Here is a 22,817-nt window from a genome sequence, read left to right as displayed (position 1 = left end):
GAAGAATCACGACATCGCGTCGCGGTTCATCCTGCAGATCGCGGCTTATCTTGCCTTTGCTGCTTGTATCTCGAGTTTACAAGATGCCTTCCTTCATCGCCCGATATACGAGCTGAGAAAAGAGGCTGTTCGACCAGGCGAACCATTTCCGCGTGAAAATCGTTGGATCATCGACATGGAAGCCTTCGTGCATAAATCCGGTATCCGCATCGGTGTTCTCCAGCATCGCGATCATCTCGAGCTTCTCTTCCTTCGTCTGCGCCGTGATTCCCTGCATGGACAGAGCCATATGCCATACATAATTCTCCGGAGTATGCGGGCTGCCGATTCCTTTGGCTGCTTTCCCTTCAAAGTAGAACGGATTTTCCTTGCTCAGGGCAAAGCGTCTCGTATTCTGATAGATCGGGTCATCGGCCGTTACGTATCCGAGATACGGAATGGAGATCAGGCCCGGTGTACCTGCATCATCCATCAGGCAGTAGTTGCCGAAGCCATCAGTCTCATATGCATAGATCGGACCGAATTCTGGATGACGATAAATTCCGTACAGCTTAATGCCGTAGTCTACTTCGAACTCCAGCTCTTTCAGCTCGGCCAGGAAGTCCATATCGCGGAATACCCACTCAGCAAATTCCTGCATCTGCCGCAGCGCTACAACTGCGAACATATTGCCTGGAATGTTGTAATGGAAGTCACAAGCATCGTCGCTCGAACGGAAGCCAGACCAGATCATACCCGTATAGTTAACCGGCATGCCAAGACCCTTGTTGCGCAGCGAGTCTTCAGGAATTCCATTGTTACGGGTAAAGCGATAAGGTGAATTCTCAAAATGATGCTGTTCCGTCTTGAAGACTTCTACGATCTTTCTCATCGCCGCTTTGAAGCCAGCGTCAAAGATGTCAGTCTGCTCAGTCTCTTTCCAATACGTATAAGCTAGGCGTACGACAAAGCACAGAGAATCGATCTCGAATTTGCGTTCCCATACCCATGGAGACATATCGGTCTCATCGGTTGTATTCCAATGCCAATCATTTGCGGATTCATTGAAAGCATTCGCATACGGATCAATATGAATATATTGAATATGGCGTTTGATCAAACCGCTGATGATGCGCTGCAGATCCTCGTCCTGCTTCGCGAACGGTACGTAATGAATCACCTGCTCAACCGAATCGCGCAGCCAGGAAGCTGGAATGTCACCGGTAATGACGAAGGTTGTTCCGTCCTCCATCAGCTTTGTCGTCGTCTCCAGCGTATTCGGGAAGCAATTTTTGAATAATTGCAACAGCTTCGGACGATGAGCCAGCTTCACCTCTGCTTCGGCTAATACATCCTTGATTGCCGCCGGGAGCTCCAGCTTAGGCATCGGTATTTTCGGGAGTCTGAATTGCTCCATGTCTTCACGCTCCTATAGTCTATAGTCTGATGAAATAATAGTACTAATTGTTAATTCGGATGGTCTTGATCTCATACGGAGCAAATTGCAGCTCGATCAAGCCGTCTTGAGGATCTAAGGCCTCAAGCTCATGCTCTAAGGCATCGGACAGGTAGACTCCGTTGCATGACTGTGGCCATTGCAGGGTAATCTTCTCCCGGCCACCGGAGGACTCGTACAGGCGCAGAATACTGGCTTGCCCATCCTCGGAGGGTTTAACCGTATCTAATACGACATGCTGTCCCGTAAACCGGATCAGGGACTGCTCGCTCGGCAGCGTTCCTGGTCCAAGCTCCGCTTCAGCAACCTCGGCTGCATGATTCAGTTCGGCTGCTCTTCTGAGTGTATGCGCTTCACGCCAATCCCCTGTATGAGGGTACAACGAGTAAGTGAATTCATGCTCGCCAAGATCGGCGGACGAGTCCGGCCATTTTGGCGCCCGCAGCAGCGACAGACGAATCGTGCTGCCTTGAACATCATAGCCGTACTTGCAGTCGTTCAGCAGGCTGACGCCATACCCATGCTCCGATACATCGACGAAGCGATGACCGCACACCTCGTATTGCGCCTGCTCCCAGCTTGTATTGCGGTGGGTTGGCCGCTCCAGCGCACCGAACGGAATCTCATACGTCGCTTTATCCGTTACGATATCAACAGGGAAGCCTACCTTGAGCAGCTTATGAGTCTCGTTCCATTCTACTCTCGTCTCGAAATCGATGCGTCTATCCTGATGATACAGGATCAAATCCTGTGAAATCTCTGATTCATTCAATTTCCAGCGGAAACGAAGCACGTCTCGGACAGGGCCTGTGCTATGCAGCCTCATCTCCAGCAACTCTGCATCGCCGGCAGGCTGTTCCTCATACCTGGAATCGATGTCCCAGGCATCCCACAGCGTCGGACGATCATGGAAGAAGTGGAAGCGGTTCGCGCGCGCACCGGCCAGAAGGATCTCGCGCTCGGCTGCCTTATCATACAGGCTGATGATCTCTCCCTGCTCATTGAAGCGGACTCGGTAATACCCGGTCTCCCAACCCTGCGCCAGAAGTTCCCCAGACTTCTTGTCTGATGAGGATGGGATCTTGGTCCCCTCCTGCTTCAACCAGATTGTCTTATATCCGAATGCCGGAACATCCGGTACCTGGACCAGTATCACCTGGCTTCCTTCGGCAGTGTCAGCGGTCTCATGTTGGAGACGAAGTCCGCTTCCGTCATATACCGCGAGCCCCCTATGGCAATCAGCTCCAGCTATCTCTATGATAACATTCCGGCTCCAGCCGAGGCTGTTAAATACGATATAAGGCTTGCCTTCGCCTTCTGTATTCACTTGGTCTGCCAAAGCCTTCAGACCTTGCCGCAAACCATTGTTCCCAAGTTCAAATATCTCTCTGTATTCCTTCATCGAGGTCTCGTACGTCTCAGTAATCGCCGAGCCTGGGATAATATCGTGGAATTGATTCAGCAGAATAAGCTTCCAGCCCTTATGCAGCGCACTGCCAATCTCTCGCCCACGTTCGGAATCAAGCCCCGGCCCAGCCAGTGTATTCCATAGCTCTGCCTCCCGATACAGTACCTCGGCCTGACGATTGTTCCGCTTATTGCGGCTGTGGGTCGTATAGGTTCCGCGGTGCAGCTCCAGATACAGGTCGCCACGCCAGCTTGGCAATTGCGACTTAGCGTCGGAGATTCCGGCGAAGAAATCGGCAGCTGAACTGAATTGGCTGGCAGGCTGACCAACCATCAACTCGGAGCGATGAATATACTCCAGCATTTCCCGAGTGACTCCGCCGCCTCCGTCGCCATGTCCGTACAGCAGCATCTGCTCATTATGCTTTGCCTTCTCCCGATAGGATTGCCAGTGCTCATGAACATCCTTGGGCAGCGTATTCTCATTTACGCCATGGTTAAGGTAAGACAGCATTGGGGTTCCGTCGATTCCTACCCAATAGAACAGATCATAAGGGAAGACATTGGTGTCGTTCCACCCGAGCTTCGTCGTCATAAAATATTCGATGCCGCCATGCTTAAGAATCTGCGGCAGGGATGCACAATATCCGAAGGTATCCGGCAGCCACTCAATCTTGGAACTACGTCCGAACTCTTCCTCATAGAACCGCTGTCCGTACAGCATCTGCCGCACCAGCGACTCTCCGCTCGGAATGTTCAGATCCGGCTCCACCCACATGCCGCCGACAAGCTCCCAGCGGCCTTCTTCAATTCTCTGCTTCACCCGCTCATACAGCTCAGGGTCGTTATCCTTCAGATATTCGAACAGTTGCGGCTGGCTCTGCGCATAGCGGTATTCCGGATACTCATTCATCAGGGCATCGACCGTAGAGAAGGTACGGCTCGTCTTGCGCACTGTCTCCCGCGCCGGCCACAGCCAGGCGATATCGATATGGGATTGTCCGACCATATGAATCAAACCTTCAGCATTCCTGCCGATCTCCAAGACCCTCTGTCCGAGCCGATCATCTATGGCCGCTACCCGGCTGCCTTCACGAATAGCCCCGCGATCCAGCGCGACAAATTCATCCATAGCCTGGTATAACGCCTCCATCAGCCGAACCCGGCGGAAATCCTGCTCTGGCAGCAGCACCGCCGAATCGCGGATCACTGTCGCCGTATACATCAACTGCTGAACCGGGCGATTCACGCTAACGATCGAACTATAAATCGAGCGGATCGGCGGCTGGATCACGGCTTGCTGATTCAACGGGTCAACCGGCTCCGGAATCGGATCGAACAATTCAATCTCAAGCTTGAGCGGGCGCCGTATAATGTCATTACTCAGGGTAACGAATGAATGATTGCGGTCCAGACCTTGATAAGACTTCCCGTTGATACGCAGCAGCCCTTCGCCACCGGACTGGAAGATCAGGCCGATATGCGGTCCTTCCTGCTGCATCCATTCCTGCGGAATTTCAAGCTGCATCCGGAAGAAATAAGTCGTCCCTTGCTGGCTAGGAAACAGGTCGAAATCGTCTCCTTCTGTAAAAGGAGCCTGATCGACATATTGCCCAGGCAGTTTGTATGTGGACGATATAATCTCCCAGTCGCGGAGCTCATGCTGCTCCAGCCATTGACACTCGGATAATTCCCGAATAAAACGCTTGATCCGTTCCATCGCTCTTAATCCTCCTGTATCCACAAGTCGGTGCTCAGCGTGTCATTCACATGTTTGCCGACCAGAATGCGGAATTGTCCCGGTTCAACGACCGGCTTATAGTTTTGCCCGATATATTGTAATTGGTCTGCTCCAACTGTAAATTCAACCGTTCTGCTCTCGCCTGGTGCCAGCTTGATCTTGCGGAAGCCCTTCAGCTCCTTGGCCGGTCTTGTAACTGTGCTGGCTACGTCGGAAATATACATTTGTACCACTTCCGAACCTTCGCGGCCGCCGACATTAGCAACATCCACACGGACCGTCGCCTGTCCATCTGTCGGGATGACCTGCGGCTCAACAGTAAGATTGGAATAGCTGAATTCCGTATAACTCAATCCATAGCCAAACGGATAACGCGGCTGTGAATCGTCCTCCAGATAGCGTTTGCCTCTGGAACGCTTGCCATTATAATAAACCGGTAGCTGTCCGACATGCTTCGGTACCGAAATGGTCAGCCGGCCCGAAGGGTTTACATCGCCAAACAGGATATCAGCTATGGCATGTCCTCCCTCTTGTCCCGGATACCAGGCCTCAAGAACCGCATGCGCATGGTCTTCGATCCATGGTTCGGCAATCGGACGGCCGTTAATATAAACAACGATGACGGGCTTGCCAAGCTTGTAAACCTCTTGAATCAATTCCAGCTGCACACCAGACAGCTTGAGCGACATGCGGTCGATCCCTTCGCCGCAATCCATATCGCTCCAGGAATGATCTGTCACCTTCGAAGCTCCCGTCTTCAGATCGATCGTTCCCTCGCCGAAATCGCGCGCGCTAGAACCACCGACAACCATCACGACCGTATCAGCTTGTCCAGCACATTCCAGGGCATATTCAAAGCCCTCTCTTGATTCATCCTTGATCCGGCAGCCCGGGGCATAGAGCACGCGATCCGGATCATCCGCAAGCTTGCTGCGGATTCCGCCCAGCACGGTCGTTACTTTTGTAGCCGGCTGCGGCGAAGTATAATCTCCAAGCTGATTATAGCCGATATCCGCATTCGGTCCGATCACGGCAATCTTGCCGGTCTTCTTCGATAGCGGAAGAATCTGATCTTCATTTTTCAAGAGAATAATGCCCTCTTCGGCAAGCTTCCGGGCAAGCGCAACATGCTCTTCACTGCCGATCACTCTGGCCGCGCGCTCAGGATCAGCATACGGCGCGTCGAATAGGCCGAGCGCGAACTTCAAATCAAGCACCCGGCGGACCGCTACGTCGATGACAGCCTCTTCCAATTTGCCCTGCCGTATGGCCTCCAGCAGATGATTGCCGAACATTTCACCGGACATCTCCATATCGATGCCGGCGCGAATGGCCTGAACAGCCGCATCCATTCCGTTCTCTGTGGTATCATGGCCCGCAGCCAGCATATTAATCGCGCCGCAGTCGGTAATAACCATGCCTTCAAAGCCCCACTCCGTGCGGAGAGTGTCCTGTAACAGTTCTTTATTCGTCGTGCAAGGGACACCGTCAATTTCATTGTAAGCCGGCATAATCGATGCCGCTCCCGCTTCCACCGCTTTCTTGAAGGGAAGCAGATCAACCTCCAGCAGTTCCCGCTTACCCATATGCACCGGCCCTGCATTTCTACCGCCTTCTGAACTGCCATAGCCTACGAAATGCTTCAAGGTAGCAACTACGCTATCTTCCTGATCCAGCGACTGACCTTGCAGTCCTTCCACCGAGGCTACCGCAAGCTCGCTGATGAGATAAGCATCCTCGCCGAAGCATTCCTCCGTCCGGCCCCAGCGCGGATCACGAACCACATCAAGTACCGGCGAATAAGTCGCTGCTCCACCCTGGCTGCGCGTCTCGCGGGCCACAGCGCGGCACATCTCGCGATATAGCTCCACATTCCAAGTGCTGCCCAGGCTGAGCGGCACTGGGAATACAGTAGCACCTATCGCCATATGGCCATGTGAGCATTCCTCTCCAATCAGGATCGGGATACCTAATCGGGAATGCTCAATGGCATACCGCTGAATTTCATTGACAGCTGCCGCGCCTTCCGCTGGCGAAAGTCCGGTCTCCAAAGTTACACCGGTCCACGGGTCAGCACGAAGAACTCCGTACAAGGAGCCGATTCCGCCACTTTCAACTTGCTTCTTGAATTCTACAGTCAGCTCGATCTTACCGTCTTTATGCTCGTAGACTTGCCATCCGAATGGTTGGACCAGTTGCCCGACCTTTTCTTCAAGTGTCATCAGACTGAGCAAATGCTGCGCCCGTTCCGAGTTGGAATAGCTACGATCCTTATAGATCACTTGTCTCCGCACTCTCCTTCCAGAGGTTGTTCAAAAAGTCCTTCTTGGTGTTGAAAACCGGCCATTTTGAACTCATATTCCTAAAACTTATTCTTTAACAGCACCTATTGTCAAACCTTGAATGAAATAACGCTGGAAGAACGGATAAGCAAAGATAATCGGCAGCGTAGCTAGAACTACCATCGCCATACGTGAAGTATCCTGCGGTATCGATCTCATCGCTTCAAGGCCCAGTGAACTGTTCTGTGCATTTTGCAGAATGAATTGCAAGCTGGTCTCAATCCGCATCAGCATCGACTGCAGCGGTACCAGATTCGGATTGTCGATGTAGAGAAGTGCGTTGAACCAGTCATTCCAGTAGCCGAGGGTACTGAACAACCCGATGGTTGCAAGACCAGGTAAGGACAATGGAGGAACGAGCTTGATAAAGATGCGGAACTCACCCGCGCCGTCAATTTTTCCTGATTCTATGATAGCCTCCGGAACACTTGTTGCATAGAACGTCCGCAGAATCATAATGTAGAAGGCGTTTACGGCCAGTGGCAAGATCAGAGCCCAGATTGTGTCCTTCAGACCCATGAATTGCGTCACTATAATATAGGTCGGTACGAGACCGCCGTTAAACAGCATCGTAAAGAAAGCAAAGAACGAGAAAAAGTTACGGTAGCGAAAGCTCTTTCTGGAGATTGCATAAGCGTAAAATGACATAAATAATAAGCTGATAATGGTACCTACAACAGTTACGAAGATCGTTACCCCATATGAACGAAGCAACGTATCCCCCATCTCGAACACGTAGCGGTAAGCCCCCAGGCTCCATTGCTCGGGAATCAACCGATATCCATTTTTAGCCAACGTTCCTTCATCCGTAAGTGAAATAATGACCACAAACAGGAAAGGGAACACACAAAGAATGGCAAAAATACCGGCAATCAAGTTAAATGTAATATTCATCGGTGTTGACAGGTTATGAAAATCGCGTTCTTTCTTCTTTCTTTGAGACACTCTGCTCACTCCCTTGCAAGTATATTTAGAACAAGGCGTTATCCTTGTCGTATTTGCGTACGATATAGTTAGATGCCATGACGAGAGTAAAGCCGACAACGGATTGATACAAACCTGCAGCAGCACTCATGCCAATTTCACCTGTTGTTTTCAGACCACGATATACGTAAGTGTCGATAACATTCGTTACTCCGTACAAAGTACCGGAGTTTCTTGGTACTTGATAGAACAAACCAAAGTCTGCATAGAATATTTTCCCGATCGCCAGCAGGGTCATAATCGTAATGATCGGTTTAAGCAGAGGTAATGTGATAGCTCGAATTTGTTGAATTTTGCTGGCTCCGTCAATCATTGCTGCTTCATAAAGAGATCTGTCGATACCCATAATGGATGCCAAATACACAACACTGTTATATCCTACTGCTTTCCACAAATAGACCAGTACAAGAATAAGCGGCCAGTACTTCGATTCCGAATACCATTGAACCGGTGGAATTCCTAATGAGTTGAACAATCCATTCAATAAACCGCGGTCCGAGCTAAGGAAGCTGAACGTGAAATAACCGACGATGACCCATGACAAAAAGTAGGGAAGGAACATGCCGGTTTGATATATTTTTGAAAGCCGTTTATTGGTGATCTCAGACAAAATCACGGCCAATAATACGGAAAAAACCAAGCCTAAAAAGATAAACACTATGTTGTACAGCAGGGTATTCCTTGTAATGATAAACGCATCATTCGTGCTGAACAGGAACTTGAAGTTCTGCCAGCCTACCCATTTGCTGTTGACAATACTGGCCCAGAAGCCGTCCCGGTCGAAGCGGTACTCCTTAAATGCGATAACAGTACCCAGCATCGGCAGGTAAGAAAAGAAGAGGAACCAGAGCGCTCCCGGAAGTACCATAAGCAGCATCATTCTATTTTTGAAGATATTCCTGAAAAACTCGCCGACCATTTTCACGTTTTATCCCTCCTGAATGTGATGAAATTCAATTCCAGTTAATAGTCGGCCTATAGAGCCGTATAACTATATGAATCGAAAAAAAGATCGGGCTTAAGGCAAATCACCCGCCCGATCTTCTCCGTTATGCTAATGTTACTTGCCGGTGCTTGCTCTCCACTCATCGATTTGCTTTTGAGCTTCTTCGATGATTTTATCAATTCCAGCTGCTTTGAATTTCTCGATTGCTTTAGGAAGGTATTCGTCCGGGTTAACAGTACCTGTCATCAGTGCGGACCAGTATTCTTCCTTCACGTTTTGAACCGCAGCCAGCTCAGTCGTTACTTTCGAAGAGTCGAAGTTAAATCCGAGCAATGGAGCGTTGATGCCTGATTCGTTAAATTTCTTGAATTCATCCCATTTGTTCTCTGGGTCGCCTTCATTCAAGTAAGTGATCATGAGGTTCCCAAGGGAGAACGTAGGCATATCGTAGTTTTTGGATTCATCCAGGTTCTTCATTACGTTGTCGCCGACTTTTTCATAATGAACGCCTTCAATACCGGAATCAATCATATTACGCAGTACCGGATCTGTATTCAGAAGGTTCAGGAATTCCATTGCTTTCTCTGGGTATTTCGAGTTAGCAGAGATCGCTTGCATGGAGCCCATTACCGACCAGTTGTAGATGTAAGGATCTCCAGCCGGTGTAGACACTACAGGGTAGCCATAGCTTGCGGACCAGAGATTTTCTGCAAAAGGCTGCGTGCTGGCACGGTCCATAAACCATTTGCCGGATTTGTACAAATCGTCAACGGATGATGTTGTAGCTACTTCTGGAGAAATATATCCTGCTTTGTAATACTCGTGTACCGTCTTCAAAGCATCCTTGGCTTCTTGAGTTTCCAACATGTTAATAACCTTGTAGTCCGTGGTATCAATTCTAACCGCCATCGGTAACTTCTCAATAATATAGTCAAATGGCATCAGAGGAACGAAGTCCTTAACCATTGCATATGGAGTAATTCCAGGCTCATTTTCCTTGATCGTCTTCAGCAGAGGCTCAAGACTTTCCATCGAGCGGACACTGGAAATGTCCAGGTTGTACTTGTCTGCCAATTCTTTATTGAAACGCCATACTTCCTGAGCTGGCAATTCTTTATTAGCTGGAATCGCATAATTATGTCCGTCTACCTTGGAGCCTTCAAGGAAAGCAGGATCAAGAGCTTCAACGATGCCTTGACCATGGGTTTTCAGTAGATCATCAAGCTCCATAAAGGCGCCTTTACGTGCGTTTTGTACATAATCAAATGCCCAAGAGCTTGTGAACAGAATGTCCATCGGTTCGCCAGATGCAGCCATTACTTGCATTTTTTGGTTGTAATCACCGAAGTCAATCTGTTTCATTTTAACAGTGGCATTGATCTTCTCTTTCGTATATTTGTTGACTTCTTCCATAACTTTATCCGTATCTTTTTGCGGCGTACCGATTGTGTACCAGATCAATTCGACTGGTTTCTCACCTTTACCATCGCCGGCTGCGTTGTTGCTTGCATTTTTTCCTCCGCAGGCGCTAACGAGAAGTGTAAGTGCCATCAGCGAGGCCAATAGAAGAGAGAATTTTTTTCTTTTAGAACTCATTGTTGAATACCCTCCTTTTGATATAACCTTGACTATTTATCTGCTCTATATTCAAGGACTACCTTAACTTTAAATTATGAAAGCATTTTCAAATAGAAGTGAAAATAAATAATTCCATGTACAAAGTAAAGAAAAAGGCTTGCCAGCGATATTCGCTAGCTAAGCCCTTTGAATTCTGTTGGTGAAATACCAACATATTTTCGGAATTGCTTGTAAAAATACCCGGTCTCCCAATAGCCAACACCGCGAGCAATTTCTTGTACCTTCATGGGACTGTGCTTCAGCAGCTCCTTGGCCTTCTCAATCCGATACCAATTGATGTAATCGGTGAAGGACTGATTAACTTCCTTATGGAACAGCTGACCAAGATAGACCGGATGGATATTGTACAGGGCCCCAAGTGTCTTCAGCGAAATGTCCTCGTTGTAGGACTGCTCGATATAATGGAGCACCTGCTGAACGACCGGACTCTTCATATCATTGGCCAAGGATTCGACCGTAATTTCTGCGACCTCATGCATAATTTGAACCAGTTCTTCAATCGAAGACGTCGTGCGGATTCTCGCGAACTGATTCTTGTAAAGATCGGCTTCCTCGTCATGCCTGATCTCCTCAAGCTGCATCTTGAAGCGAATAATCCATTCCATGGCCAATTCCTGAAGCAGTCTGGGCGATATGCCCTGCATCTGCTGCAGCACCCCGAAATCTTCATCTATGCGAGCAATCAGCCCAGCCTTATCCTTCGCCATAATTAGCTTCGAATATTCGATCCAATTCATTGGAATGCTGCGTTCGGCATTATCTTGATGATCCTTCAACTGGTCATAATGAAGAATATCCTGCTCCGGATAGATCATGAAGTATTCCTGGGCCTTTTTGGCGTGAGTATAGCTCAAGGATGGCTCTCCCTCCATCTCCTGGGTACTGCCGATCGACATCCTAAGCGGACGGTAAGACAGCAGAACGTTCATCAACTGATGATTCGTAAGTTCCGCTTCCTCCAGGCCTTGTTCCAGTTCATCGAAGTTATATACTAGTACAATATTTCCCTCTACATCGCGGAAAGGAATCACACCCTCCTTGCCCCACAATTGATGGAGCACTGCATCGAACAGCGATTGGCTCAATTCTCCGGACCACAGCAGCGATACCAGGATATAGCGGTTGTCTAAATGAATCCCTAGTAGGTCAGCACGTTCCTGGAACTCCTGAGGCTTAATCTGATTCCTTATCCAGCGATACATAATATTGTCCTTGAGGATCAATATGCTCTGCTCGCTCAGATCAACGAAAGGAGTCTTGGAGGCATTCAATTTCTCTGCAACTGTGTTCAGTGTAGCTTTAAACTCCTCAAGGTTAATCGGCTTCAGCAAATAATTCTCAATGCCGAGCATCATGCCTTCCTTTAAATAATCAAACTCGTTATAACCGCTCAGAACGATCACTTTAAGCTCCGGATGCAGCTCACGAGCCTGACGGATTAAATCAAGACCATTCATCTTGGGCATAGAGATATCGGTGACAAGTATGTCGACAGGGATCTGCTTCAATGCTTCAAGCGCCTCTAGCCCGTTCCCGGCTTGTCCGACAATCTCCATCCCCAGCTCTGCCCAATCCACAATATCGTATAAACCTTCTATGATAAACGGTTCATCATCAACTATGAACACTTTGTACATCGTCTATCAATCCTCCCCCAGATCGGGAAACAATACGGTGACAACCGTCCCTCTCCCCAGATCGCTCTTGATATCTACACCGTACGGGGCTCCGTACAACAATTTTAGCCGTTCATGTATGCTTCTCAGCCCAAAGGAGCCTGAATATTCATCCGGGTTCGCTAGCGCCTCTTTAATTTGTCCCAAGCGATCCGGAGGGATACCCTGCCCGTTATCTTTGATCTCAGCGCATAGATCTTCATCTATTTTCGTAATTTTAATCGTAATTTCATTATCAATTCCATCGGTCCGCATCCCATGCAGGATATAGTTTTCGATAATCGGCTGTAAAGACATTTTCAACAAAGTCCTGCCCATCAGCTGTTTATCGCAAATAATCTCGTATGAGAACTTATCTTTGTAGCGGATTCGGAACAGTTCAAGATACATTCGGCAGGCTTCAAGCTCATCCTTTAGGGTGTAGCGAGGCTTCTGCTGAACATAGTTCTTGAACAACATGGACAGGCTGTAGATCATCTCCCCTACATCCGCCGCCCCCTGGGACACGGCACGCATGCGAATGACTTCGAGCGTATTGTATAGGAAATGGGGATTTACCCTTGCTTCAAGGGCAGCAATCTCGGTATGCTTCTGCTTAATCTCCGCTTTATAGACCCGGTCGATATACAGGTTCAAATCGACCAGCATCTCGTTGAAGCTCTTGGCGATCTGTCCAATCTCATCGTCCTTGGTCTCCGCAATTCTCGCATTCAAGTCTCCGTTCTTCACCTTGCGTGTAAATTGAATAATGCTGTGAGTCCGTCTGGCGAAATTCATAATGAACAGAGAGGATATCAGGATCGCGAACAGAATACAGATGGAGCTGACCAGAACAATCGTATTACGTACTCCTCGATAGGTTCCGGCAAGTTCATTTTTGGGGATCAGGCTCAGCACGGTATATCCCCCCTGGGTGTCCGTCAGCTTGATGATTGAGTCCCCTTCCTCTGTCACATCATTGTCGTAGACCGAGTTAATCTGCTCCACATATGGATATCTGTCTCCATAGAAGCTTCCATCCGTATCGAAAATGACGTCTCCGTTACCAGATAATACAACGATCCGTCCCTTGATTTCCTCCCTGTAATTTTCAATACTGTTCCATATTTTTTCCGAGTTGAAATATACCTCTAATTGGCCGATATTGCGCAGTGTAATGTTATTGTTGATCGGTATGCGCACCGAGAACATCGGCGACTCCGGCATCTCAATAGTCTTTCTCACCCACACATTAGGTGTGGAGACCTTCGAGCTCTCTCCAGCATACATCGCATCGGGAACGAGAGATCTCGCCGCATTGGTACTGATGATTTTAAAATTAAAATCGTTATATACATACAACTGCTGCAATGAAGCACTGTACAGCATCAGGGCAGCGATGTCTGGATCATCCTCGAACCGATTCCTGAATATCTGCACAGTATCGCTGGTTGAACTGCTATCATTACGGTTCAGTCTGAATTCGATGTAGTCTTTAAACGGATGCTCGAGGAAATACGAGGTGTTGAAAGCCAGCTCAGCGTCCCTATAAGTGTCACGCATCATGTTCTGCACAGATTCATATTTGTTGTTGATATATTTATTGATATTCTGCACTGCACTGCGCTGGATACCCAGCTGCCGCTCTACCGCGGCGTCAGACATTGAGCGGAACATCAAATAAGAGAAGATGATAATGGTTACGATCGTAATCATCGAAAAGAGAAAAATGATCTTCAGAAACAATTTATCTTTGAAATATTTGCGGTAAATCTTCATAAATCATCAATGTCCTCCTTCGATCTGTAAGCCACGATCCGGATAAAGCCGGCAGAATTATCATAACCGTTATCCTATACATAGAACAAGCGCCCGTCTCCAGGGTCTACTGAAGTTCGGGCGCTTTAGAAGCATATAGTTATCATTAACTATGATGCCCCCTCTTACCATAAATTACATAAGCAATAATTCCAAATAAGTAGCCTGCTCCAGATCCTACACTAATTGTAAATATCAGTATGCTTGGTTTGAGAAAAACACCCACAATTGCACCGATAGCACAACCAACAATCAATCCCATTGGTATTAAACTATCTATTAGACTTTTTGCGTATTTTATCCTTTTCATATTGAATGTTCTATGTTCCTTTCTATGTTGCTATTACTATAATAAAACTAAATTAATACGGTTCAATTATTTATTCGATAAAAAGCCTATAGAGCCTGCTCCTTTCGGAGCTTTGTCTATAGGCAGGATTTAATAATTAGATTGTACGATTACCCACGGAACTCCTGTAACCCTTGATTCAATTCGCGGGTAGCCGAATACACTTGCTGGTACAGCTTGAAGAGACCAGCGTAAGTCGCAACATTTTCAGGAATCGGTTCATACGTCTTACCGTAGCCGATAAACTTGTCGGCACATTCCTTGAGGCTGTCGAACCAGCCGCTGCCTACAGCAGCCATCATCGCAGCGCCCATGGCAGGTCCCTGCTCGTTCTTAAGCGAGACGACTGGTGTGTTGAAGATATCCGCCTGCATCTGCAGCCATACCGGATTCTTCGCTCCACCGCCGATGGAGATGATCCGTCTGGTGTTAATTCCGGCCTGACGGAAGAGCTCAAGTGACTCGGCCAGTGAGAACGTGATGCCTTCCATCACAGCGCGTGCCATATGCTCGCGGCGATGCGTACCGGACAGGCCGATGAAGCTGGCCCGAATCGCGCTATCGGCATGCGGTGTGCGCTCACCAACCAGATAAGGCGTGAACAACAGGCCGTCCGCACCCGGCGGCAGATCAGCAACCGGCTTCAACATCTCATCGAAGCTAAGCTCCGGTGCGAGTGAATCCTTGAACCAGCTTAAAGAGTAACCTGCAGCCAGCGTAACGCCCATCGCATAGAAAGCGCCTGGATGCGCATGATTGAAGAAATGAACTTTACCAGCAAAATCCTTGTTCTTGTCTTCTTCATAAGTCAGTACAACACCAGAGGTACCAATGCTGCACATCGCATCGCCCTCGCGAACGATCCCCGCGCCAACGGCACCGCAAGCGTTATCGGCTCCACCGCCAAATACGCGCGTCTTCTCGGACAAGCCGCTCAGCTTGGCGAACTCAGGCAGAATCGTGCCTGTATCCTCCGAGCTCCCGACGATCGGCGGACAGAATCCCTCCGGCAAACCGAATGCCTGAACAATTTCTTCACTCCATTTGCCTTCAGCAACGTTAAGCATCAGTGTTCCTGCTGCATCGGAGATTTCCATCTGTACATGCCCCGTCATACGGTAGCGCAAATAATCCTTCGGCAGCACGAAGCGGGCCGCTCTTGCGAAAAGTTCTGGCTCATGCTTCTGCACCCACAGAACCTTCGGAAGCGTGAAGCCTTCCAATGCAGCATTGCGCGTAATCTTCAACAATCCATCGCCGAGCTTCTGCTCAATCTCACGGCATTCCTTCGTCGTACGCGTATCATTCCATAGAATCGCATTGCGCAGCACGTTGTTCTGTTCATCAAGCAGAACAAGGCCGTGCATTTGCCCGGAGAAGGATATTCCTTCAATATCCAGTGGAGATATGCCGGATTCCCGCAGCAATTGCTGCAGACTGGCGATCGTTCCGTTCACCCATTCTTCCGGATTCTGCTCGCTGTAGCCAGGACGTTCGTGAATAAGCGGATAAGAAGCGGTTGCTTCGCCTTTGATCTCACCCTGCTGATCCACCAGTAAGGTCTTAACGGAGCTCGTGCCAAGATCGACACCGATTACGTACTTCATCTCATATTTCTCCCTTCAATCTTCTAGGGTTCTAACTATTAAAACCGGACTATTAACAAAGAAGGGACGACCAGCGCCCCTTCATCATCTATTTCACCGGACTGACCAATGTTTGTCAGCGGCTATTATTTGGTTCCGAAAATATATTCGTTCAGACGAGCCTTCAACAGCTCCAGATGGTTCGATTTGTTCACGATGTGGCTGTGCTCAAGAGCATAAGCTTCCAATGTCTTGAAGTTTGCTTTGCCGGATACGATATCGGCACCGATGCCTGTCTTGAAGCTTGCATAACGATCAGCCAGTAGGTTCTCGAAGAATTTGTCGTCGATCATTTTACCAGCAACTTTCAAGCCTTTAGCAAAGGTATCCATACCAGCGATGTGCGCATAGAACAAATCTTCAGGCTCGAAGGAAGTACGTCTTACCTTTGCGTCGAAGTTCACGCCGCCGGAGCCAATACCGCCATTTTCCAAGATTTCATACATAGCGAGCGTTACAGCATACAAATCTGTAGGGAACTCGTCAGTATCCCAGCCGAGCAGCATGTCGCCTTGGTTCGCATCGATCGAACCGAGCATATTGTTGATGCGAGCTACGCGCAGTTCATGCTCGAATGTATGACCAGCCAATGTAGCGTGATTCGCTTCAAGGTTCAGTTTGAAATGTTTGTCCAAGCCGTATTTTTGCAAGAAAGAAATCGTTGTTGCTGCATCGAAGTCATATTGATGCTTGGTTGGCTCTTTTGGCTTAGGCTCGATCAGGAATTGACCGGTATATCCGATTTCCTTCGCATAATCAACAGCCATCTGGAAGAATCTTGCCAGGTTATCCAGCTCGAAGCCCATATCTGTGTTGAGCAAGGACTCATAACCTTCGCGGCCGCCCCAGAATACATAGTTCTCAGCGCCCAGTTCAAGCGCTGTTTCCAGACCCTTCTTCACTTGCGCTGCTGCATAAGCAAATACGTCTGCATTGTTAGTAGTTGCAGCACCATGAACATAACGCGGATTGGAGAACATATTAGCTGTGTTCCAAAGCAATTTAACGCCTGTGGAATTCATGCCTTCTTTAATTTTAGCGACAATTACGTCAAGATTCTCGTTAGACTCTTTCAGTGTTGCGCCTTCAGGAGCCACGTCAACATCATGGAAACAGAAGTAAGGAGCGCCCAATTTCTCGATGAATTCGAAGTTTACTTCGACGCGAGCTTTCGCCAGATCAAGACCGGATACAGTCTCCCATGGACGAATCATGTTCGCTTGACCAAATGGATCACTGCCGTTCATCGTCATTGTATGCCAGTAAGCTACTGCAAAACGAAGATGTTCTTTCATAGTTTTGCCGAGCACAACTTCATTTTCATTATAGTGTTTGAATGCCAACGGGTTGTCGGAACCTGCGCCTTCATACTGAATTTTGCTAATGTTCTTAAAATAACTCACGCTAAAATCCTCCCTGAATTAGAGTTTTTTGAAAGCATTTACACCCCATCTGCGAAAGGTATGATTGCCTTTACACTTAGATCGTATCACGTTCAACTTAGTTTGTCTAGTAAACTAACTAAGATTGCAAGAAAATATTATTAGCCCTGTCTCAGTTATGACCCCACTTCGTCACAGCGGTCTCCTGGATACTCCGTACGAATACATTCAACTGAAATATAATAGTATGTTTCGTGGGCACCTATAGTCCGTTTTCCAAAATGTTATTTCACCACATTTTGCGAAGATTGTAGTAGAATGAAAAATGGTTTTATTTGCAACTATGCTCTAGCAGAATGTGAATGGCCGTATTCAAAAAAATCCATATAGTTCAGTCGAGTATAGAAAGCCGCTTCTTACCGGCTTTCAACGGACTCTACTATGATGGGTTGAAGGGGTAAGAAAGATATGACAACATTACGGAAGCTGTTCACCAACTACTGGAGCCCTTATGTCGCGATTGGTATCGCAGGCGTACTCAGCGCTCTGTACTTCGGCATTACCAATACGGTATGGGCCGTTACCGGCGAGTTCACTCGCTTTGGAGGACATATTCTCCAGCTCTTCGGGGTCGACATTTCCGACTGGGCTTACTTCGACTTGATACAGATGAAGGGCTCAACCTTTGATCGTACGGACGGATGGATTGTCTGGGGCATGTTCATCGGCGCACTGATCATGATTCTGTTCAGCAACAATTTCAAGATTCGCATGCCTAAGCAGAAGCGCCGCTTGGTGCAGGGCCTGATTGGCGGCATTATTGCAGGTGTGGGTGCAAGACTGGCACTGGGCTGCAATCTAGCTGCCTTCTTCACGGGCGTACCGCAATTCTCATTTCATGCCTGGATCTTCATGGCAGCTACAGCCATCGGCACGTATGTCGGTGTGAAGATCGTCAGCACAAGGTGGTGGAAGGGCAAGCCTATTCTGCAAAAAGGAAATGCGGCACCCGCCGTACGCAAGTCGAGAAAGGTTCAGCCTTATATCGGCGGGCTTGTTGCGGTTGTCTACGCAGGACTCATCGTGTATTTCTTCCTTAATGGCAAGACGATGCTTGGTGTAGCGGCAATCTTCGGAGCTGCCTTCGGCATCCTGATTGAAAGAGGACAGATCTGCTTCACTTCTGCATTTCGCGATCTGTGGATTAGCGGACGCGCCACGATGACGAAGGCTATTATTCTTGGGATGGCGATCAGCTCTGTCTTGACGCTCATCGTCATTCTCGTGAACGACGTCGATCCGATTACGAAAATAGCTGCTCCAAGCACATTCATCGGCGGCCTTCTGTTCGGCATCGGGATCGTGCTTGCCGGCGGCTGCGAGACTGGTATGATGTACCGCTTAATGGAAGGACAAGTGATCTTCCTGCCCGTATTCATTGGCAACATTATCGGAGCTACCTTCCTTGCCTATGCCTGGGATCATCTTGGCGTATTCGACCTGCTCGTGAAGAGCGGAGCGAAAATCAATCTGATCTCCGTCATGGGACCGGCTTGGGCACTTATCGTCACACTCGTATTGCTTGCCGTCGGATATATCGTAGCAAGCTACTGGCAAAAAAATTACCGCTTCGGCGTTGGCTTCAAAAAAGGAGGTGCAAACAAATGACCATCGATTTCACATTGGATCTTAGAGGGGAACCTTGTCCGTATCCTGTAATCTACTCTTTAGAAACGTTGCAGGACATGAAGAAGGGTCAGGTATTACAAGTCATTGCAGACTGTCCGGCTGCCTTCAAGAACGTACCGGAAGAGGTCGTCAAGCATGGCTATACCCTTGTGCAAGAGCCTGTAAAGAACGGCCAAGAACTGATCTTCTATATCCAAGCGTAATTTAATTCTATAAGGAGCTGACTGAATAGTAGCTTGTCTACTCACCTGGTCAGCTCCTTTTTTAGAGGTTGTTCAAAAAGTCCGCTTTTGATCACGAAGTGAATCAAGAAGTATTTCGACATCAAATCTTGAATTCAGCCGGGCCTTCCGATGCTCACGTAGATTTTGCCTACGCTCCGCTCCTTTCGTCCCTAGCTCCATCCAACTGAAGCTTTTTGAAAAAATGCACATCGGAAGCATAAGCTTCGATGCTGAAAAACGGCCTTTTCGAACACACACTTTTACTGAGATTATTGGCATGATCTAAGATTTTCTGCACCTTCATTATAGTAAATCTAAATAACGTTAATTTGTTTATTAAACTAACTAAGTTGTTTATTTTTATTTCCTGCCTTGTGTTATTATAGTACTATGTTCAATAATTTCTGGAGGATTAATGATGAAAATTACGGGCGACCAGCAGTTAATCAAGAAGATGAACAAGACGATCGTCCTGAATACGATCAGACAGCAGCAACCGCTATCAAGGGCGGATATCTCTTCGGTGATCGGGCTGAATAAAGCTACGGTCTCTTCGCTAGTGTCCGAACTAATCGAGAGCCAGCTTGTCTCTGAGATCGGACCGGGCGAATCGAGCGGAGGCCGCAAACCTACTCTGCTCTTGTTCAATCGCAGCGCAGGTTTCGCTATCGGTGTGGATATCCGCGTTAATGATCTGCTGGCTGTCCTCGTAGATATGGAAGGCAACGTAGTCCGGGAGAAGACGGTCCCACTGGAAGACTACTCTCCGGGCAAAGTGCTTGATCAAATTCGCAAGACGATTCGCGGGCTGATGAGAAGACTGCCTGCATCTCCCTACGGCGTTGTCGGAATCGGCATTGGGGTACCCGGTCTGGTCGACGAGAAAAGCCAGGTCATCTCTGCTCCTAATCTCGGCTGGGATAATGTCGATCTATATGAAGCTCTGAGCGCTGAATTCGGGTCTAATATTCATATTGATAACGAAGCGAACGCGGGAGCAATCGGTGAGAAATTGTACGGAGCAGGCCGAGACTCGAAAGACCTGATCTACCTGAGCATCGGAATCGGGATCGGATCGGGCATCATCGTAGGCGGGGATCTATACCGCGGTACCTCCAACTTCTCGGGCGAGGTCGGCCATATGACCGTTGCCGAGAATGGGCCATTATGCCGTTGCGGGAATAGGGGATGCTGGGAGACACTTGCTTCCGAGAAGGCCTTGCTTGATCAAGCAGGGACGCTGTGGAAGGATCATTCTCCGAGTCTGGAGGACATTCTGAAGGAGGCTAAGCAAGGCAATGAGCAAGTGCTTACTCTGCTTGAACAGATTGGTTCCCAGCTCGGTGTTGGCCTTGCTAATCTGGTGAATATTCTTAATCCCGAGTTAATTGTGATTGGCAACCGACTCTCACTGGCCGGCGACTATTTGCGGCAAGCGATGTTAAGTACACTGGGCAAGCGCAGCCTGTCCTATCATCGTAAGCAAACCCATGTCGACTTCGCCAAATTAGGTATCCGCTCCACTGCGCTAGGAGCTGCCTCCCTGCCGATCACTGCATTCCTGGCAGAGCCGGATGTAAGCGTCACGGAAGCTGCATTGAATTCCTAGCAAGTAATATAAGAAGTTGTTCAAAAAGTATAAGATTCTCCATCAGGGAATGATCCCTTGATCTGCTGTACTATTTAGAATTCCGGTCCACTGGGGTGTAATCGCCAGTGGACCTTTTCGTTTGCTCCCATTATTCATACAATAGAGGTATAGCCCATTGAATACTCAATGGAAATATCTTTACAAGGAGCATGTCCACATGTCTGAACCGCTAAATATTCTGGTCACCTTGAACTCTAACTACTTGAAGCCTCTGCGAGTGATGCTCTACTCTTTATTCCTTAATAATAAGGGAGAGCGGTTTACGGTTTATGTCATGCATTCAAGCTTAAAGCGCAAGGAGATCGAGGGGCTGCGCCGGTTATGCGCTGAGCAAGGGAAAGGCAGCCTGCTGGAGGAGATTGAAGTCGACGACCATAGCTTCGCCGAAGCCCCTACCCTGCTCCATTACACCAAGGAGATGTATTACCGCCTGCTCGCCTTTCGCTTCCTGCCGGACCATATGGAGCGAATCCTTTATCTGGATCCGGATATTCTGGTGCTTAACTCCGTCAGGGAGCTTTATGAGACCGATCTGGAGCATTATTTGTATGCCGCGGCTTCTCATGACCTTATCTCTATTAAAGAAATCAACAAGCTGAGGTTGAACCCTTATAAAATCGAGGCTTATTACAATTCTGGAGTACTGCTGATGAATTTGAAGCTGCAAAGAAAGCTTATTAGCGAGGAAGAAATTTACGACTTCGTTGAGAATAATCGCTCCAAGCTGATTATGCCGGATCAGGATATTATCAATGCGCTGTATACCAAACGGATCAAGAGCATCGACGAGAAGCTGTATAATTATGATGCGAGATACTACCGCTATTACAAGATTACGAGCAATGGCGAATGGAATATGGAGCATGTGATAGACCATACCGTATTCTTGCATTTCTGTGGCAAAAGAAAGCCTTGGAAGAAAGACTATAGCGGCAAGTTCCATGCACTGTTCAAATATATGGAGAAGCTATGTAATGCTGCCGACTCATAAACTGTTCCACGTGGACATAAAAAGGCTGGTGACATCACCGTCACCAGACCTAACTTCCATTTACTATTCATCCTTCCCCTTCTCCACCGCATCCAGAAAAGGCTTGTTCACGAAATAATACATAAAGCCCATCAGCAATACGCCGCCGATCAAATTGCCGATCGTTACAGGAACGAGGTTGTGGATGACACCATAGAAGGAGATCGTTCCTGGATGGTTCAGCACAAGGGCGATCGCAAAGGTACACATATTCGCAATACTATGCTCGTAACCGGATATGAAGAAGCAGAACACGAACAGCATCATCGCAAACATCTTGGCTCCGTCGCCCTTGAGCGACATCGGAATGAAGAAGGCCAGACAGACCAGCCAGTTACATAGAATAGCCCGGAAGAACAGCTCTATCGCCGAGGTATTCATCTTATGCTCTACAACATTCAGCAGGAAGCTATTCACTGAAGCATCGGTAAATAGACCTGTCAGAAAAATAAGCAGGGCGAACACTGCCGCTCCCATAATATTTCCTACATAACTGAATACCCATAGCTTCCCGACCTCAGACCATTGCAATTTCTTACGCAGGGCCGCGTAGGTATAGTAGAACGTATTGCCGGTGAATAAGTCTCCTCCGCCATAAGCGATCAAAATGATAGCCGCACCAAAAGTAATCGCCGCCATCGGATAAGTGAACGGGGAATTCTCCATATAGAAGAAGTTTCCGGTCTTAAAAGCAACAATCACTCCGAATCCGATGAACATGCTTGCCAGCATGGCCCTGGCGATGTAGCGCAATTGGCTCTGCCGAAAGATCTTATACTTCTTCAAGGCCAGCTCTTCAACCTTCAATAGCGATTCTGTCTCCATAAACCCTCCAAGTATATTATTTCCCTCATTTTCCATCATTTCTGGACAAAGTCAA

15 protein-coding genes are annotated in these 22,817 nt (G+C 48.1%); 4 read left to right on the top strand and 11 right to left on the bottom strand.

The window, feature by feature from the left end:
- Nucleotides 1-76: 76 nt before the first annotated feature.
- The 10 genes from BFJ94_RS21645 to xylA form a co-directional block, all read right to left on the bottom strand.
- Nucleotides 77-1,396 carry a glycoside hydrolase family 125 protein gene (locus BFJ94_RS21645; protein ID WP_120464493.1) on the bottom strand — a complete coding sequence of 440 codons (1,320 nt, stop codon included), beginning with the start codon at nucleotides 1,394-1,396 and terminating at the stop codon, nucleotides 77-79.
- A gap of 43 nt (nucleotides 1,397-1,439) precedes the next feature.
- Nucleotides 1,440-4,562 (bottom strand): alpha-mannosidase, encoded by a 3,123-nt coding sequence (locus BFJ94_RS21640; RefSeq protein WP_120464492.1) that lies wholly within the window; start codon nucleotides 4,560-4,562, stop codon nucleotides 1,440-1,442.
- Between the two features lie 5 nt (nucleotides 4,563-4,567).
- On the bottom strand, nucleotides 4,568-6,805 hold the full coding sequence (locus BFJ94_RS21635; protein ID WP_120465358.1) for a glycoside hydrolase family 3 N-terminal domain-containing protein: 2,238 nt from the start codon (nucleotides 6,803-6,805) through the stop codon (nucleotides 4,568-4,570).
- A gap of 147 nt (nucleotides 6,806-6,952) precedes the next feature.
- Nucleotides 6,953-7,819, bottom strand: a complete 867-nt coding sequence (locus tag BFJ94_RS21630) for a carbohydrate ABC transporter permease (protein ID WP_162944420.1) — start codon at nucleotides 7,817-7,819, stop codon at nucleotides 6,953-6,955.
- A 76-nt stretch (nucleotides 7,820-7,895) separates the two neighbouring features.
- A complete protein-coding gene (locus tag BFJ94_RS21625) occupies nucleotides 7,896-8,828 on the bottom strand; it encodes an ABC transporter permease (RefSeq protein WP_120465357.1) in 933 nt (310 codons plus the stop codon).
- A gap of 141 nt (nucleotides 8,829-8,969) precedes the next feature.
- On the bottom strand, nucleotides 8,970-10,451 hold the full coding sequence (locus BFJ94_RS21620; protein WP_120464490.1) for an ABC transporter substrate-binding protein: 1,482 nt from the start codon (nucleotides 10,449-10,451) through the stop codon (nucleotides 8,970-8,972).
- A 155-nt stretch (nucleotides 10,452-10,606) separates the two neighbouring features.
- On the bottom strand, nucleotides 10,607-12,130 hold the full coding sequence (locus BFJ94_RS21615; protein WP_120464489.1) for a response regulator transcription factor: 1,524 nt from the start codon (nucleotides 12,128-12,130) through the stop codon (nucleotides 10,607-10,609).
- A 6-nt stretch (nucleotides 12,131-12,136) separates the two neighbouring features.
- Nucleotides 12,137-13,927: a sensor histidine kinase gene (locus tag BFJ94_RS21610; RefSeq protein WP_120464488.1), complete on the bottom strand. Its 1,791-nt coding sequence runs from the start codon at nucleotides 13,925-13,927 to the stop codon at nucleotides 12,137-12,139.
- Between the two features lie 498 nt (nucleotides 13,928-14,425).
- Nucleotides 14,426-15,922, bottom strand: a complete 1,497-nt coding sequence (xylB, locus tag BFJ94_RS21600; RefSeq protein WP_120464486.1) for a xylulokinase — start codon at nucleotides 15,920-15,922, stop codon at nucleotides 14,426-14,428.
- A gap of 125 nt (nucleotides 15,923-16,047) precedes the next feature.
- Nucleotides 16,048-17,364: a xylose isomerase gene (xylA, locus tag BFJ94_RS21595; RefSeq protein WP_120464485.1), complete on the bottom strand. Its 1,317-nt coding sequence runs from the start codon at nucleotides 17,362-17,364 to the stop codon at nucleotides 16,048-16,050.
- A gap of 447 nt (nucleotides 17,365-17,811) precedes the next feature.
- Between xylA and yedE the strand changes: the two genes are divergently transcribed.
- From yedE to BFJ94_RS21575, 4 genes are all read left to right on the top strand, one after another.
- Nucleotides 17,812-19,011: a selenium metabolism membrane protein YedE/FdhT gene (gene yedE, locus BFJ94_RS21590; RefSeq protein WP_120464484.1), complete on the top strand. Its 1,200-nt coding sequence runs from the start codon at nucleotides 17,812-17,814 to the stop codon at nucleotides 19,009-19,011.
- Nucleotides 19,008-19,235, top strand: coding sequence for a sulfurtransferase-like selenium metabolism protein YedF (gene yedF / locus BFJ94_RS21585; RefSeq protein WP_068779406.1), 228 nt, complete (start codon nucleotides 19,008-19,010; stop codon nucleotides 19,233-19,235). Before yedE ends, yedF begins: the two co-directional genes overlap by 4 nt.
- A gap of 439 nt (nucleotides 19,236-19,674) precedes the next feature.
- Complete coding sequence (locus tag BFJ94_RS21580) at nucleotides 19,675-20,865, top strand: ROK family transcriptional regulator (protein ID WP_120464483.1); 1,191 nt, start codon at nucleotides 19,675-19,677, stop codon at nucleotides 20,863-20,865.
- Between the two features lie 199 nt (nucleotides 20,866-21,064).
- On the top strand, nucleotides 21,065-21,898 hold the full coding sequence (locus BFJ94_RS21575) for a glycosyltransferase family 8 protein (RefSeq protein WP_120464482.1): 834 nt from the start codon (nucleotides 21,065-21,067) through the stop codon (nucleotides 21,896-21,898).
- A 63-nt stretch (nucleotides 21,899-21,961) separates the two neighbouring features.
- Here BFJ94_RS21575 and BFJ94_RS21570 read toward each other — a convergent pair whose 3' ends face one another.
- On the bottom strand, nucleotides 21,962-22,762 hold the full coding sequence (locus BFJ94_RS21570; protein WP_120464481.1) for a formate/nitrite transporter family protein: 801 nt from the start codon (nucleotides 22,760-22,762) through the stop codon (nucleotides 21,962-21,964).
- Between the last annotated feature and the right edge of the window lie 55 nt (nucleotides 22,763-22,817).

Source organism: Paenibacillus aceti (assembly GCF_003614185.1).
Taxonomy (GTDB): Bacteria; Bacillota; Bacilli; order Paenibacillales; family Paenibacillaceae; genus Fontibacillus; species Fontibacillus aceti.
This window is presented reverse-complemented; position numbering and strand designations above follow the sequence as displayed.

Bases quoted from the DNA above. Each gene is read 5' to 3' on its own strand.
- BFJ94_RS21645 (WP_120464493.1), bottom strand. From the start codon at position 1,396: ATGGAGCAATTCAGACTCCCGAAAATACCGATGCCTAAGCTGGAGCTC.
- BFJ94_RS21640 (WP_120464492.1), bottom strand. From the start codon at position 4,562: ATGGAACGGATCAAGCGTTTTATTCGGGAATTATCCGAGTGTCAATGG.
- BFJ94_RS21635 (WP_120465358.1), bottom strand. From the start codon at position 6,805: ATGACACTTGAAGAAAAGGTCGGGCAACTGGTCCAACCATTCGGATGG.
- BFJ94_RS21630 (WP_162944420.1), bottom strand. From the start codon at position 7,819: ATGAATATTACATTTAACTTGATTGCCGGTATTTTTGCCATTCTTTGT.
- BFJ94_RS21625 (WP_120465357.1), bottom strand. From the start codon at position 8,828: ATGGTCGGCGAGTTTTTCAGGAATATCTTCAAAAATAGAATGATGCTG.
- BFJ94_RS21620 (WP_120464490.1), bottom strand. From the start codon at position 10,451: ATGAGTTCTAAAAGAAAAAAATTCTCTCTTCTATTGGCCTCGCTGATG.
- BFJ94_RS21615 (WP_120464489.1), bottom strand. From the start codon at position 12,130: ATGTACAAAGTGTTCATAGTTGATGATGAACCGTTTATCATAGAAGGT.
- BFJ94_RS21610 (WP_120464488.1), bottom strand. From the start codon at position 13,927: ATGAAGATTTACCGCAAATATTTCAAAGATAAATTGTTTCTGAAGATC.
- xylB (WP_120464486.1), bottom strand. From the start codon at position 15,922: ATGAAGTACGTAATCGGTGTCGATCTTGGCACGAGCTCCGTTAAGACC.
- yedE (WP_120464484.1), top strand. From the start codon at position 17,812: ATGACAACATTACGGAAGCTGTTCACCAACTACTGGAGCCCTTATGTC.
- yedF (WP_068779406.1), top strand. From the start codon at position 19,008: ATGACCATCGATTTCACATTGGATCTTAGAGGGGAACCTTGTCCGTAT.
- BFJ94_RS21580 (WP_120464483.1), top strand. From the start codon at position 19,675: ATGAAAATTACGGGCGACCAGCAGTTAATCAAGAAGATGAACAAGACG.
- BFJ94_RS21575 (WP_120464482.1), top strand. From the start codon at position 21,065: ATGTCTGAACCGCTAAATATTCTGGTCACCTTGAACTCTAACTACTTG.
- BFJ94_RS21570 (WP_120464481.1), bottom strand. From the start codon at position 22,762: ATGGAGACAGAATCGCTATTGAAGGTTGAAGAGCTGGCCTTGAAGAAG.